This window comes from Bradyrhizobium sp. SZCCHNRI1029 (assembly GCF_032487555.1).
Lineage (GTDB): Bacteria > Pseudomonadota > Alphaproteobacteria > Rhizobiales > Xanthobacteraceae > Bradyrhizobium.
Genome location: NZ_JAUEUK010000010.1, coordinates 81,794 through 95,792, shown reverse-complemented (window position 1 = coordinate 95,792; position 13,999 = coordinate 81,794). Strand labels below are relative to the sequence as shown.

10 protein-coding genes are annotated in these 13,999 nt (G+C 66.5%); 4 read left to right on the top strand and 6 right to left on the bottom strand.

Features of this window, described 5'->3' with window-relative positions; all coding sequences use genetic code 11:
• Window positions 1-17: 17 nt before the first annotated feature.
• Window positions 18-1,226, bottom strand: a complete 1,209-nt coding sequence (locus QW861_RS26420; RefSeq protein WP_315752503.1) for a WecB/TagA/CpsF family glycosyltransferase — start codon at window positions 1,224-1,226, stop codon at window positions 18-20.
• Between the two features lie 144 nt (window positions 1,227-1,370).
• Here QW861_RS26420 and QW861_RS26415 point away from each other — a divergent pair, with 144 nt between their 5' ends.
• Window positions 1,371-2,912, top strand: a complete 1,542-nt coding sequence (locus tag QW861_RS26415) for an O-antigen ligase family protein (RefSeq protein WP_315717405.1) — start codon at window positions 1,371-1,373, stop codon at window positions 2,910-2,912.
• A 30-nt stretch (window positions 2,913-2,942) separates the two neighbouring features.
• Here QW861_RS26415 and QW861_RS26410 read toward each other — a convergent pair whose 3' ends face one another.
• Window positions 2,943-4,994: a glycosyl hydrolase family 28-related protein gene (locus QW861_RS26410; RefSeq protein ID WP_316193680.1), complete on the bottom strand. Its 2,052-nt coding sequence runs from the start codon at window positions 4,992-4,994 to the stop codon at window positions 2,943-2,945.
• A gap of 181 nt (window positions 4,995-5,175) precedes the next feature.
• On the opposite strand from QW861_RS26410, the gene QW861_RS26405 reads away from it, so the two are divergent.
• The 3 genes from QW861_RS26405 to QW861_RS26395 all read left to right on the top strand — a co-directional run bounded on the left by QW861_RS26405 (window position 5,176) and on the right by QW861_RS26395 (window position 8,450).
• Window positions 5,176-6,126, top strand: a complete 951-nt coding sequence (locus QW861_RS26405; RefSeq protein WP_316170935.1) for a glycosyltransferase — start codon at window positions 5,176-5,178, stop codon at window positions 6,124-6,126.
• A 76-nt stretch (window positions 6,127-6,202) separates the two neighbouring features.
• Window positions 6,203-7,474: an acyltransferase gene (locus QW861_RS26400; RefSeq protein WP_316170936.1), complete on the top strand. Its 1,272-nt coding sequence runs from the start codon at window positions 6,203-6,205 to the stop codon at window positions 7,472-7,474.
• Window positions 7,475-7,673: 199 nt separating this feature from the next.
• A complete protein-coding gene (locus QW861_RS26395; RefSeq protein WP_316170937.1) occupies window positions 7,674-8,450 on the top strand; it encodes an SDR family NAD(P)-dependent oxidoreductase in 777 nt (258 codons plus the stop codon).
• 46 nt (window positions 8,451-8,496) lie between these two features.
• Here the strand turns inward: QW861_RS26395 and asnB are convergent, their stop codons facing one another.
• The 4 genes from asnB to QW861_RS26375 all read right to left on the bottom strand — a co-directional run bounded on the left by asnB (window position 8,497) and on the right by QW861_RS26375 (window position 13,970).
• Window positions 8,497-10,437 carry an asparagine synthase (glutamine-hydrolyzing) gene (asnB, locus tag QW861_RS26390; protein ID WP_315827759.1) on the bottom strand — a complete coding sequence of 647 codons (1,941 nt, stop codon included), beginning with the start codon at window positions 10,435-10,437 and terminating at the stop codon, window positions 8,497-8,499.
• A gap of 112 nt (window positions 10,438-10,549) precedes the next feature.
• Window positions 10,550-11,581, bottom strand: a complete 1,032-nt coding sequence (locus QW861_RS26385; protein ID WP_315752500.1) for an NAD(P)-dependent oxidoreductase — start codon at window positions 11,579-11,581, stop codon at window positions 10,550-10,552.
• Window positions 11,578-12,636, bottom strand: coding sequence for a Gfo/Idh/MocA family oxidoreductase (locus QW861_RS26380; protein WP_315752499.1), 1,059 nt, complete (start codon window positions 12,634-12,636; stop codon window positions 11,578-11,580). The genes QW861_RS26385 and QW861_RS26380 overlap by 4 nt, the downstream gene beginning before the upstream one ends.
• Entirely contained in the window at window positions 12,636-13,970 is a 1,335-nt protein-coding gene (locus QW861_RS26375; protein WP_316164862.1) for a glycosyltransferase family 4 protein, read from the bottom strand. The genes QW861_RS26380 and QW861_RS26375 overlap by 1 nt, the downstream gene beginning before the upstream one ends.
• Between the last annotated feature and the right edge of the window lie 29 nt (window positions 13,971-13,999).

The window sequence follows — 13,999 nt, the reverse complement described above, 5'->3', positions numbered from 1 at the left end:
TGACAGGCCTCCCCCTCTCATTGCTGGTCCAGACCGCCGAAGCGGAAGATGCGGGCCATCAGCGGCGAAACGCCCACGAAGGTCGCGGTACAGCCCTGGGCTTCCAATTGCTTCCTCAGCATCAGCAGCAATCCGAGGAAGCGCGCATCCATGGCGCAGACGTTCGAGAAATCGATCGTGACCGGCTTGCGGGACGCCGAAGCGGCGCGGAACACCGGAATGGCCCGGTCTACGTGGCGCGCATCGGCGGGCCCCGACAGGCTGAGCGTGACCGCGCGCGTCCCATAGTCCTGCGTGATGGTCAGCGCCTCACCCCGCTCATGCGTGCGGCGCATCCACCAGGTCCACACCACGAACGGCAACACGTGGGTGAGCATGAGGCCGAGCATCGCCGTGCCATCGTTCCAATAGCGGCGCCAGAGATAGGGCTCCTCCTTGATGCGCCACAGCCACTCGAAGCCTGATTGGCGCAGGATCGCCGGTGCGCGCTTCACCGTCCCGGCCTGGAAGTTGAGCGCGGCGCCGAGGTGGGCGCGAACTGGAATCTCGAGGCACTCATGATTGCGCTGCAGCCATGATTGTCCCTTCACGCTGCTGAGCGAGGCAACCAGGAAGTCCGCCCCGCTGGCATTGATCTCGTCGATGATGTGATCCCGGCTCAACTCCTCGGCCGACAAATAGCCGGGGTTCAACCAGCCCACGCACTGCAATCCCGCCGACTGGCCGTTCAGCGTCCGGGCGGCCCGTTCGGCGGCCCCCTCCGGGCCACCGAAAAGAAAGAGCTTCAGCGCGTTTGCCGGCGCGGCCTCCGACTTCAGCGCGTCGAAGATATCGGCGCCGGCCGTCCGGCTCTTGATCGGAATCCCAAGCAGCCTAGCGATCCAGACCACCGGCATGCCGTCCACCGTGCAAAGATCGCTCAGGATCAGCGACTCCCTGAAGCTCCTGTTCGACTGGCTGGCGACCAGGAAGTTGAGATTGGGAGTCGAGATGAGAAGCCGGGTCCTGCGTCGGGCAGCGTCGCGGATGCGGCGCAGTACGCCGCGCATGCCGATGGCATCGACCGGTATTCCGAGGACGCAATAGACGTCGCGCGCGAGGTCGTCGGGAATCGCGGCGTCGGCCAGGGCGGCAGCATCGACCTCCGGCCGATCGCGACCCGCCCCGGAGCGCCCCACGCGATAAAGGGGGGATCCCGGCTCCTGCAATTCATGCGTGGTCAGCATCCGCCGCTCTCCCTCAATCTGCCCGCCGCACGAGGATTCCGGGTTGCGGATCCCTGCCGCACCTCCCCGACCGAATAACGTGCGACCCAAAAGCCACTATTTAATTTTAAATCATACCATTTATTTAATACGGTTTATTTGTAAATGCCAGGGCAGATTTGCGGCGCGGCTGCAGCAATATCTTCCCGGCGCACGTCGAAGTCCTTTTATTTAATTGCATCTCCGGATAATGTTCACGGACGGTATTCCCGGCGGCTGCCGGGGCCGCGCCGTTCGAATATCCTGGTGAGATCGATGCCGAGAATTTCAGCGACGACGTCGATGTCGGCCGGGCCGCGCGCCTCCGCGGGGACGTTCGATGTCTGTGCGCTGATTCCGGTCCTCGCCTTCGCCTACTCGTCCCTCATTCAGCCGCTGATCTATTTTGGCTTCCCGCCGTCGCCCGGGCTCCAGGGCCTGCTCGAGAGCCGGATCGAGAACCGGATCTTCTGGCCTGTCCTCGCGGCCATCGCCATCGTCGTTGCGATGCAACGCCTCGCCCGCGGCGAGCGGCTTGCCGCTGCGCCCAACATCATCAGTCTCTGCGTCTATTTTGGATTGGCCGGCGCCAGCATCGCGTGGGCATTCAAACCCGAATTCGCCTTCGTCCGTTTCGTCCAGGAAGCGATGGTCCTCACCGCCATCGTGCTGCCCGCCCTGCTATCGAGGCCGAGCGCCGACATCCTGCGCGGCGTGTTCCTCTGCTTTGCAGCAGGGGTGATCCTCAATGTTCTGCTGATCCCCGGCGGTTACGCGACCTACGCGCAGTACGGCAACGCGCTGGTCGACATCGGTTACCAGGGCTACTTCTCGGGCAAGAACCTGCTGGGCGAGTTTGCCGCCATTGCGTTCCTGCTCTCGGTTCACGAGTTGCTCTATCCCGGAACGCGCCGCGCGCTCGGGATCGTCGTTGCCGTCGGTGCCATCGTCCTGATCTTCTTCTCGAGCTCGAAGACCGCGCTCGGCCTCGCTCTGGTCGCCCCGATCCTGGCCATCCTGACGCTGGCGCTTGCGAGAACGCTGCGGGTTGCACCGCTTCTGATCCTGGTGGCGATCATCCTCGGCTACTTCGTGGTCGGCGAGCTCGCGGGCTTCACGACCAGCCGCATCGCCTATCTGCTGACGGGTGATTCCAGCTTCACCGGCCGAACCACCATATGGGCCTTCTCTAACTTGGAGATCGCGAAGAGGCCGCTCCTGGGATGGGGCTATCAGAGCTTCTGGCTGGTCGGTGCCGACGCACCAAGCATCACCGATGCACCCGGCTGGGTGAAGGCCATGCCGAACTCCCACAACGGCTACTACGATGCGATGCTGGAACTGGGCTATGTCGGTTTTGCCTTTCTCCTCGTGTTTCTGGCGGCCACCGTTCACGTCATCGGCCGCGTGATGAAGCACGACTACAAGCGGGCGTGGATCCTGCTATCCGTCGCGCTGTTCGTCATGCTCTATAACCTGCTCGAAACCCTGTGGCTGCGCGCGTTCGACGTGACCTGGGTGGTATTCGTGCTCGTCACGGTCGAGGCCGCGCGATACTGGCGGAGGTCGCAACAGAGCATGCCCGCCGCTCAGCCGGCGAACAGGCGGTCGGCTCGTTGGAGCCGTACACGGCCGGCTTGGCGGCCACGGCTCGGCGTCCGCACCTGACGGGAGGCCCGTTGAAGCGTCACGCCAGCGCTATTGCGTTGATCCCGGCGCCGCCGCGAATGGCGCGCCCGCATCGAATCTCGCCTTGGCCGGTAACGTATGCAGCTTGGTATCCCCGGTTGGGTCCACCCAGGGCCACGGATGACTGCCGAAAAAGCCGGGCTTGGCTCTCAGATACAGCGACGCCGGCAGCGGCTGCGCCGCGAGAGCGTCCGTCCAGACCACCTTGCCGGTGAGATAGTCGAAATTGCCGCCGCGGATCACCGTGGTCAGCGTCTTCGGATCAGGCGCCATGGTCCATCGCTCCGGGTCGTAGCCAAGCACCCAGACGTTGCCGACACCGCCCTGCCCCCAAACCGCCGTTCCGGCCCGCATCGATGGATCGTCGTAGCTCCAACCGCTCATGCGTCCAGGTCGGCCCAGCACATTGCCGGCGAACGAATCCCACCACGAGCCATAGGCGAGACCGACGGCTCGAACGCCCGAACGATCGACGAAGCGCTGGCGTTGGCCGGTGAGATGGTTGCGGAAGAAGGTCAGATAGATCGCGTTGCCATGGGTGTAGTCGCTGTCGGCATTGTGGGACAGATTGCCTTCGAACAGGACGTGATGGGCGCCGGCCATGTGCGACGCGTTGATGCCGACCTCGACCCAGCCGGGATTGTCGAAATCGAACGAGTCGTCGGCATAGTTATAGCCGACGACGCTGCCGGCGCCGGACGACCGGAACACCATGTTCTTGCAGACGTCGACGAGGATGTTGTTCTCGATCAGGACCTCCGAGGAGCCCGTCGCCAGGCTGATCGCGTATCCGGCGCCGCCCGGCTGCGGCCACGAGCCGGCGTGGATGTAGGAGTCGCGGAGCTCGACCCGGAACGAATTGTCGATCGCCACGCCCTCGCCGAGCCATTGCGTCACCTCGACGGATCTGGCCCAGGAATAAGCAGCGGCTTCGAACCGCAACGCGCCGTCCGCCCCGCCGACGATGCTCAGATCTTCGACGCCCACCTTGGCAACGTGGATGTCGCGATTGTTGGCGGCGTGGCGACCGCTGTTCGGGTCGGTGCTATAAGGCGTGAGCTGCGCTTGGTGATCCCGGCGATAGCTGATCGTGAGCGGCGAGGTGAATGTCACCGTGCTGCCGGTCACCGAGGCGATCTCCTTGATCTCGGCGGTCGCCCGGTCGGTCCGGGCAAACCACGACATCGACTTCGGCAACACGCCGGGAGCCTGGTCATAGGGACCTCCGGCATTGGCACCGGCATTGTCGTCGCCCGGCTGAACCGGATAGTGCATGTTCCAGGCGACGCGGTCGCCTTGCCAGACCTTCGCTCCCGCTGGAAAACCCGCCGGCGTCGCCTGCCACGATGCGCCTGAGACCTCGTCGAGCAGAACGAAATCGCCCGGCTTCAAGGCCGCGGCACTGGCGAGGGCGACGGTCGACGTCCCCTGATCGCCGTCCGCCAACAGGTCCTGCGACGCGCTGCTGTCGGGGCCATTGTTCCAGCGCGAAGGTCCGACGATGATGACAGGCTTGGCGTCGTAGCTGTACGAGCTCGGGTCGACCGGCGTCAGGATTCCCTTGGTGCCGGCAATCACGACCGGCGTTCGTGCCCGCGCACCGTTGGTTTTCACCAGCCTGGTCGCGCCTGCGCCGGCGCCGCGCAGCGTCACTGGCCGGCTGATCAGGAGCGGCTCGTTGACGATGAACGTCCCGGGGCCGAGCATCACCACCTGGCCGGCGGGTGCAGCGGTCAAGGCAGCCTGAATCGCGCTGCTGTCGTCTCTCCCACTCGGAGACAGCGTGCGGTAAATGATGGTCCGGTTCGGAATACCGCCGGCTGACATCAGCCCGGGATTCCAGGCGGCGAGACGCTCCACCGGCAGCAGATTGCCGGCCAGTGACGGCCCGGTGGACGCGGTCGGCTCGGCGGCCGCGGCAACGCCGCGAAGGAACAGCAGGGCAAGCGCTGCCGTGAACAGCGCCCGGATGCAGGCGGCGTCGATCCGGCGCGTCACGCGCGCGACCGGCCGGGACGAAGCCTGGGTGCAGCCGGGGATCACGAGGCCGATGTCATCCATGGGAACCTCTCGCAGGACCGGTCACACAGCCAAAACGGGCGCCGATTTAAAAACACCATGACTTTGACACGCGCCATGACATAATATTAATTCACGATTTAATTTATTGAAAGGCGGCCGGCGACGCCCTGCTCGGCAGAGCTTCGTCCCAATCTTCCGCCTTCGGCAAGGGATTTGATACGTGACGCCATCGCGCCGCTACCTGCTCATCTCGCCCTGCCGGGACGAGGCCCAATATCTCCGCCGGACTCTCGACAGCGTCGCTGCGCAATCGGCGCCGCCGGCGCTGTGGATCGTGGTGGATGACGGATCGACCGATGACACCCCGGCCATTCTCGACGAGTACGCCCAGCGCCTGCCCTATCTGCGCGTGATCCGCCGCGCCGACCGCGGCGGACGCAAGGTCGGACCCGGCGTGATCGAGGCATTCTATGCCGGCCTGGAGAGCGTGCGGCTGGAGGATTTCGACTATCTCTGCAAGCTCGACATGGACCTCGATCTGCCTGCGCGCTACTTCGAGCTGCTGATGGAGCGGATGGAGAGCGATCCGCGGGTCGGGACCACCTCGGGCAAGCCGTGGTTCGTCCACCCGCAGACCGGCGCCTTGGAGCCGGAGGTCTGCGGCGACGAGATGTCGGTCGGGATGACCAAGTTCTACCGCGTCGCCTGCTTCCAGGAGATCGGCGGCTTCGTGCGCCAGGTCATGTGGGACGGCATCGACTGCCACCGCTGCCGCATGCTCGGCTGGATCGCCGAGAGCATCGACACCGAAGCGCTGCGCTTCATCCATCTGCGGCCGCAGGGCGCCAGTCACAAGGGCATCTGGACCGGACGGCTGCGCAAGGGTTTCGGCCAGTACTTCATGGGAACGTCGCCGCTGTATCAGCTCGCGGTGGCGGTCTATCACCTGCCGGCCTATCCCGCCCTGATCGGCAGCACCGCGATGCTGTGGGGCTATTTCCGGAGCTGGCTGACGGGCCTGCCGCGCTACGACGATCTCGAATTCCGCCGCTTCCTCCGCGCCTATCAGCATGCCTGCCTGCGCCTGGGCAAGCGCGCCGCCACGGCCCGGATCAACGCGGAGCGGGCGCAACTCTGGCGGGCCAGCCACGCCGCGGCAGACACGCGATGACGCTCGGCGGCCGATCGCCGCGGCACTGACACGACGACGACGAAGCTACGTGTTTCTCCGACCCCGTCTGGACAGCATGGCCAAGATTCTCGAGCTCAGCCGCCTTCGTGCCGCTTCCGCCGTGCCGCCGATAACGGCGCCTGGCGGCGAGGCGACCGCGCCAGCAGCGTCCCGCAGCACGAACGCCCCGGGCAGCGCATCCCCGCTCATTCCATCACTCGACGGCATCCGCGCGCTGTCGGTGCTGATCGTGGTCCTGGGTCATTCCGGACTTCAGGCCCTGGTCCCCGGCGGCTTCGGCGTCACCATCTTCTTTTTCCTGAGCGGCTTCCTGATCTCCACGCTGATGCTGGCCGAGCATCAGCGCACCGGCGCGCTCGACGTTCCCAGCTTCTATGCGCGGCGCGTGTTCCGGCTGATGCCGCCTCTGCTGCTGTCGTTGGCGATCGCCTACGGCCTCACCGCCGCCGGCCTGCTGGACGGCGGGATGACCGTCAAGGGCCTGGCGGCCCAGGTGCTGTATTTCGCCAACTATTACGGTCTGTTCTTCGATCCCGGCAATACGGTGCCCGACGGCACCGGCATTCTCTGGTCGCTCGCGGTCGAGGAGCACTTCTACATCGTCTATCCCCTGCTGATGACGCTGCTGCTCGGATCGGCGCTGCGGCCGCGCACCATCGGCGCGCTGCTCGGGCTCGTCTGCCTCGGCGTCCTCGCCTGGCGCATCCATCTCGTGCATGCGCCTGGGTTCTTCTCCGACCGCACCTATTACGCCTCGGACACCCGCATCGACTCGATCGCCTATGGCTGCATTCTGGCGCTGGTCATGAACCCGGTGCGGCAGCGCTCTGCCTCGGGGCGGATGTCGGCGGCGCAATGGGCGCTGCTGGCCGTCGCCGCGGCGGCGCTGCTGGTCTCGCTGGTCTACCGTGATGCGGTGTTCCGGGAGACCGCCCGCTACAGCCTTCAGGGGCTGGCGCTGATGCCGTTGTTCTACTTCGCAGTCCGCTTCGCCGACGCGCCGCTGTTTCGTCATCTCAACCGCTCCTGGGTGATGACGCTCGGCACCTATTCCTATGCGATCTATCTGGTCCACAACGTCGTGATCCGGACGATCGACAAGAACCTGCCCGCGATCGCTGCCAAGCCCTATCTGCTGTTTCCGCTCGCGCTCCTGATCTCCGTCATCTACGCGGCGGCGATCGAGCGCTTCATCGAGCCGTATTTCAGACAGCTCCGGCGCAAGTTCAGGCCGGCGCCTGCTGCGAGAGCAGCGCAGGACGCGTCCGGCGCAGACTGGCGGCTCGGCAACCGTCTCGCCGAGAGTCCGACGCCGCGCGCATCCTGAGCGCATCGGCACCGCTCCATCGCCTGCTGCACAAATGCGTCAAATTGTGCAGTTTAAATAATTAGTCCCGCATTTAATACTGCGACCCCGACCAATGAATACTTTCGGGGACGGGTGGATGCGGATCGCGAGCGCAGTTGCACGACGAATTCGACGACATACGCTCGGTCCCCTGCCGGACGATCCGGCACTGCGACCGTTGAGGTCCCCGCTCCAGATCAATCTCTCGGGCAAGGTCGCGCTGGTCACGGGAGCGGCGGGAGAGCTCGGCCGCCCGATCGCCCGGACACTGGCGGCCTGTGGTGCAAAGGTCGCCATCCATTATCTGACGGCGCGCGCTGCTGCGGAGAGGCTGTGCGAGGAGCTGAACGAGCTCCAGCCGCAGCACGCCTGCACCATTTCGGGTGACGTTGCCGAGCTCGAGGATGTGCAGGCCATGCGCCGCGTCACCGAGGGTGTGCTCGGCCCTGTCGACATCGTCGTGAACAATGCGGTGACATGGTACGACGAACGTCCCGTCGTCGAGCAGACGCCCGACCAGTTCGACAAGGTGTTTCGCTCCTCGGTCCTGCAGGCCTGGGCGACCGCGCGGGTGTTTTCCGGCCCGATGATCGAGCGAAAATGGGGACGTCTGATTTCTCTCGGCACGGAGATGACGAGCCTGGCCTTGCCCAATCGCGCGCCCTACACGGCGGCCAAATGCGCCATGGACGGCATGCTGCGGTCCCTGGCGCGGGAGCTCGGACCGCATGGCATCACGGTCAATCAGGTCGCCCCGGGCTGGGTCGTCTCCGACAAGGACCGTCGTGACCGTGACGAGGTGGAGCCGCTCTACGAGCGGTCCGTGCCGCTCGGACGGCGCGGCTACGATCAGGACGTCGCCAACATGATCGCGTTTCTGGCCTCGGACCTCGCCGGTTTCGTGACCGGCGTTCGCGTGCCGGTGTGCGGCGGAGTCGTCATGCCGGAGGCCTGAGCACGCGCGCCTCGATGCGGCCGATTCTCGTGATGTCGATCGCGCGTCAGCGGAAGACGCGGTGACGGTGGCACCAGCGCACGAACACGTAGATCGACCATATGCGCGACCAATAGATCCCCGGCGCCCCATTGAGGAAGGCGCGCCAGAGGCGCTCCACGGCCGTGGGGTCCAGCCCCGCCGGCGCAACGGCCTGCGGGTCCCGCAGGGTCCGGTCCATTGCATCCTGCAGGCCGCGCCGAATCCAGCGATCGAGCGGCAGCACGAAGCCGCTCTTCGGCCGGTCGAACAGCGACGGATCGAGGCCACGCAGGCCGATCCGCCTGAGCATCGCCTTGCTTCGCAGCGGCGCGTAGCGCGTCGCATCGGGCAGCCGGTCGACGCTTTCGAACAGCACCTGATCGACCAGCGGCACCCGCTGCTCCAGCGAGGCCGCCATGCTCGCCACGTCATTGTCGCGCAGCAGGCGCTCGCCGAGAAACAGGCGCTGCTCCATGACGCTGATCGCCGACAGCGGAGTGCGCGCGCGCGTCTCCGCGGTGATCTTCGCTCTCATCGCGGCCGGCAGCCCATCTGTCAGCGTATCGACGAGATCAGGCGCGAGCAGCTCGCGCTGAAAACCGGGCAGGAACAGCGCATAGGCCATCTGGTAGAGCGCCAGAAGATCGTCGCCGCGTCGAACCATCTCCGGGAGCTTGGCCCAGCGTGTCTGCGGCGCCACCGTGCCGCGCGACGGCGACAGCATCTGCACGGCCAGCTTCGCCGCAGCGGCTTTGACGCCGGCCGGCACCCAGGCCGTGCGCTCCGACCATCGCTGCAGGATCGGCAGGTCGCGAAACGACGTATAGCCGCCGAACAGCTCGTCGCCGCCGGTCCCCGACAGTGCCACCGTGAAGCCTGCGCCGCGGATGGCGTGCGACATGAAGTATGAGTTCAGGCCGTCGAAGGTCGGCTGGTCCAGGCTGTCGAGCGCGGCATCGAGGTTGTCGACGAAGTGCTGCTCCGTCAGCACCACCTCGTGATGCTCGGTGCCGATGGCGGCGGCGATCTGGCGCGCGATCGGCCCCTCGTTCAGCTCCTGCTCCTCGAAAGCCAGCGTGAAGGTGTGGATCGGACCCGTAGCCGCGCGCTGCGCCAGATTGGCCATGACCGAGGAATCGATGCCGCCCGAGAGAAACACTGCGAGCGGCACGTCGCTGGCGAGATGCAGCCTCAGCCCCTCCTCGAGGATCTCGGCAAGCTGATCCTCGTCCATCGTCGGGTCCGGAGCCCGCTCCGGGATCGACCAGAAATCCTCATCGCGGATGATGTTGCCGACGCCGTCGAACGTGGTGAGATGGCCTGGAGGCAGCAGTTCGACGCCCTTCACCGCCGTGCCGGGACCGACCACGAAGCCGTTCCAGACGCCGCTGGCGACGGCCTGTGGATCGAGCTGGGCCCTGCCCAGAAGGCCGGATGCCAGGAGAGCACGCAGCTCGGATGCGAAGGCCACCGACCAGCCCGCGTCGGGTTTCGACGCGCGGGCGACGTACAGCGGCTTGATACCGAGGGGATCGCGCGCCAGCAGCAGCCGGCGCTCCTTCGGATCCCAGCAGGCGAACGCGAACATGCCGCGCAACCACGCCACCGCCTCCGGCCCATGCAGGCCGAGCGCGCGCAGCATCACCGCGGTATCGCCGGTCGAGCTGAACTGCTGGCCGCCGGCGACCAGCCGCTGCCGCAGGTCGGCAAAATTGTAGATCTCGCCGTTGAAGACGATGACATGCCCGGTGACCGGATCGGTCATCGGCTGCACACCGGCGGGCGACAGATCGAGGATCGCGAGCCGGCGGTGCGCCAGCAGCGCGCCCCAGCCACGCTCGTCCGCGGGCGAGGTCCAGACTCCCCCGGCATCCGGACCGCGATGGAGCATGGCATCGTTCATCCGCCGCAGCGCTGCGCGGTTGTGGTCGTCAACCCGTCCGATGATCCCAGCGATGCCACACATCAGAACATTCCGTTTGAGACGCGCGACGTCAAAACGACCGACGACACGGAACGGCCTCGCGCGCGAGATCGCGTGCGACCAGACCTCGGGCATCGCAGGACCATCTCGGCCCTCAAATGGAAGCAGCCGTTCCGGACGACCAGGACGCCGGCGCTGGCGCCGCAGCCGGCAGCGGACCGTAGGTCCGCGCCAGGCATTGTTCGTAGTCGAGCGGCGGCGTCCAGCCAAGCGTCTCCCTCAGCTTGCGGTTGTCGAAGCGCAGCGGCTTGAGCATCGCGTCGAACTTCTTGGGCGTCAGGATCGCCGGCACTTTGGTCGCCCGCCTGAACACGGTCGCAAACGCCAGCCGTACGATGCTGCTGGCGAGCCAATGCGGGATGGGCAACCGGAGGCCGCGCTCGCCGGTGCCGCGCATGTAGTCCGACAGATAAGTCCAGACCCGCTCGCCGGGACCGTCGACGATGTTCAGCGTCTGGCCGATCGCCCGCGAATCCGTCGCCGCCAGCGCGAAGACGTCGGCGCAGTTCTCGACATGGGTCATGGGGATGCGGGTCAGCGGCCCGATGACGACGTGGTGGCGTCCGATCTGCTGGCCGAGCGCGGCGAGATAGCCGTGGCCGCGTCCCCAGATGAAGCCGGGACGCAGCACGGTGAGATCCCAGCCGTTCTTCTCGACGTAGCGGCGCGTCACCCGCTCCTGCCACCATTTGGCGACGGTGTAGCCGCCACGGGTGTAGACGTCGGGCGTCTGCTGCAGCGGCGCGCTTTCGTCGAGGATGTCGCGGGTCGCCGTGTAGTCGTAGACCGAGAAGCTGCTGCACAGCACGAGCCTGCGACAGGCGCTGCCCGCCATCGCCTCGAGCAGCCGCTCGGTGCCGCCTACCGTGCCGGCGAACTGCGCGTCCTCGCCGCCGGCGACCACGGCCGCCAGATGGATCAGCACATCCACATTCTCGAACGCGCGAACAAGGTCGCGCGAGGTGCGCAGGTCGGCCCTGACGATGTCGACCGACGACGGCCAGCCAAGTGCGTCAACGCGCGTCGCCGGACGCACCATGGCGCGAACCTCGATGCCGCGGGCCAGCAGCGCATCGACGACATGCCGGCCGAGAAACCCGTTGGCGCCAGTGACCAGGGCTTTCATATCGCCAGCTTCCTCATGTCCGCCTGCTCCGTCGGCTTCATCGCTTCGACCATCCGATTGACGGCCAGGACGTCCTCGATCGTGATCGGCAAGGCCGTTCCCGAGCCTAGCGCCTGATAGGTGCGCGCCAGGCACTCCCACAGCCCCTCATAGGCACCTGGGCCCTTGAACTTGCGCAGCAAGGTCGAAAGCGCCGCGCGGCGGATGTCGCGGCCCTCCTCCAGTCCGCTGAAGAACGGGCGCAGCGGCTTCGGCACGTTGCGCGGGCCATCGAAGGTCAACCGCGCTTCGAACAGATTGGCGGTCGCCTGCATCCGCTCGCCATAGACCCGCAGCCAGAACGCATCGGGCTGCGCGCTCGCGCTGAAGCCGAGCGTCGCCGTGCCGCGCTCGGCCTCGACCACACAGCGAAACTCGTCGAACGGCAGCGGCGAGGCCTTGCGCTTGCTCCAGACCGTCTCCGCCTTGCGGTGTGGGCCGACGAAGGCATGCGACAGCGAGGCGAGATGCGGCAGGAAGTCGGCGATCGCACCACCCGCCAATTTGAGCGCCGGATGCGGCGAATTCGGATCGGCAAAGCCGTCGGGGCCGAGGATGTCGAGGCAGATCAGCACGTCGACATGGGTCACGGCACCGAACTCGCCGGTCTCGATGCGACGGAGTATCTCCTGCGGCGCCCGGTTGAAGACGTAGTTGTAGTCCTCGACGACATGGCGGCCGGTCTGCTTGGCGCGCAAGGTCAGGGTCTGCAGCTCGTCGAAGGTCGAGGTCGCGGGCTTCTCGACGATCACATGCGCGCCGGCCTCGAGCGCGTCCATCGCGAGCCGAAAATGCGAGGTCGGTGGCGTCGTCACGTGCACCACATCGGGCCGCACCGTCTGCAGCATCGTGCGATGATCGGTGAACCAGGACGGGATGGCGTAACGCTCGGCCGCGGCCTCCGCCGTTGCCGGCGACAGGTCGCAGATGCCGGCCAGTTGAACGCCCGGCAAGGTGTTGAGGCAGGCGAGATGCTGGCGGGCGATCTGCCCTGCCCCGATGAGCACGGCCTTCATCACGAACGGGTCTCCAGGATCTCGCAATAGAAGTCTTCGAGCGCCTGTGCGGCCGCGCTCCAGGCATATTTCTCGACCGCGACCTGCCGCGCCGCGCCGCCGATCCGCACCGCAAGATCGGGCTCGGCGAGCAGCCCGTTGACCGCATCTGCAAAGGCGTCGGGCTCGTCTGCGATGAGGATGTCGCGTCCGGGCATCGCCTCGATGCCCTCGGCACCCAGGCTGGTCGAGACGATCGCCTTGCCCATCGCCATGGCCTCGACGATCTTCAGCCGCGTGCCGCCACCGAGCCGCAGCGGGACGATCACCGCCGCTGCCGCGGCGAGGTGCGGCCGCAGGTCCGGCACGAAGCCGGTCAGTTCGATCCGCGGCCCGGCCAGCGCCGTCAACGCCGGCGGCGGCCGGCCGCCGATGATCTTGCAGCGCGCATCCGGGTGCCGGGCGGCGATACGAGGCCAGATGTCGTGCACGAAATGCGTGACCGCATCGATGTTGGGCACCGTCGACAGCAAGCCGAAATAGACCAGCGTACGGCCGTCGGGCGCGGGGTCGGTGCTGCGCGGCTGATAGAACTCGACATCGGCGGCGTTGGGGATGACCGCAGTGCGGGCGTTCGGAATGTCGTCATGCAGACGCTTCTCGTCGTCCGCGCTGCAGAGATAGACGCCATCGGCTTCGCGATAGGCCGCGATCTCCTCGCGGCGCAGCTTGCGCCAGTTCGCACCGGCGTAGAGACGACGGCCCAGGCTCGCGCCCGTGGCGGCGAACTGCCGCGCCAGATCGTAGGCGATCTCATGCGAGTCGATGATCAGCCGCGGCGGCGGCGCGCCGGCCGGCGCCTGACGGAACAGGCAGTGGCCCAGATAGGGAAATTCGAGATTGACGACGTCGAACCGCGTGGTCCGCAGCACCCGATCCAGCACCCGCTGCAATTCCGGCAGGGCCACGCGCAGCCGGTCGAAGCTCCGCACCGAGACCAGCGAGCGCAGTTGCAGCAGCCGCTTCGCAAGACCGTCGCGGCCGTAAGGGTTCGGCACCAGCACCACGTCGCGGCAATAGGCCTGCATGGCCCGCCGGCACTCCTCGATGTCGAAGGCGTCATCGACCATCATCACCGCCGTGAGGTCGTGGCGGCGCGCGAGCTGGGTCATCAGCCCGTGCATGCGCGCCTGTGCCCCGAACCGCGGCGGGCTCGCCGGCATGTGCGAGACGCTGAGGATGCTGAGCCGCCGGCGATCGGCGAAACCGTACGCGGACCATTCGGGGTCGCGCTGCGCCGACGGCGCAGGCTCCGCCTCCATCACATCCAAGCCTGGGTGGTTGTCGCTGGTCATGACCATTTAAAACATTTAAATCACGGGAT